The 342-nt window shown below is 39.5% G+C and carries 1 protein-coding gene; it reads left to right on the plus strand.

Annotation, left to right across the window (positions count from 1 at the left end):
• Positions 1-342, plus strand: a 342-nt coding sequence (locus AOA61_RS00570) for a spore germination protein (RefSeq protein ID WP_143521156.1), incomplete at both ends; no start/stop codon positions are given.

The raw sequence follows: 342 nt of genomic DNA on the forward strand, positions 1-342 counted from the left end.
CATTGAAGATATCGCTGATCCCAAAATAGTAAGCTATATTAAAGATAAGCTGTCAAAAATCGATACGGACGGATTACCAATGGGAGATAAAACGGTAGAGGAATATATTTTCGGTCAACACTATAATCCTTATCCCCTTGTCCGTTATACGGAACGTCCCGATGTGGCTTCATCACATTTGTTTGAAGGTCATGTGTTAATCTTGATGGATGGTTCACCAAGTGTCATTATTTTGCCTACTTCATTTTGGCATCACTTACAACATGCAGAAGAATATCGACAGAAGCCAATCGTTGGTACTGCACTTAGGTTAGTCAGATTTGCAGCTGTATGGGCTTCTAT

Origin of the sequence: Pseudomonas sp. 2995-1 (assembly GCF_002742505.1) — a bacterium.
GTDB lineage: Bacteria > Pseudomonadota > Gammaproteobacteria > Pseudomonadales > Pseudomonadaceae > Aquipseudomonas > Aquipseudomonas sivasensis.